General features: G+C 49.5%; 1 protein-coding gene. It reads left to right on the forward strand.

Annotated features, from left to right (window positions below):
* On the forward strand, positions 1 to 303 hold a 303-nt coding region (locus EKM67_RS10040), incomplete at both ends, for an IS30 family transposase (RefSeq protein ID WP_125578863.1).

The raw sequence follows: 303 nt of genomic DNA on the forward strand, positions 1-303 counted from the left end.
TCCTATTAACGTTTACCGAACGTAAAACGCGCTATGAGATTGTCCGCTTGATCGAGGGTAAAGACGCTGAATCTGTGGCTTATGCCATGCAAAATATTACGGCTGAATTCGGTGACGTTATGCGGACAGTTACGGCGGATAACGGAACAGAGTTCACCACGCTAACGGCTGCGCTTGAGGGTGTTGCCGAGACTTATTATGCCCACCCTTATAGCTCGGCCGAACGCGCCACTAATGAGGTCCACAATCGTATACTCAGACGTTACTTTCCTAAGGGGCAATCACTCGATCTAGCTACACCCA

This window comes from Lapidilactobacillus mulanensis (assembly GCF_003946215.1).
In the GTDB taxonomy this organism is placed as follows: Bacteria; Bacillota; Bacilli; order Lactobacillales; family Lactobacillaceae; genus Lapidilactobacillus; species Lapidilactobacillus mulanensis.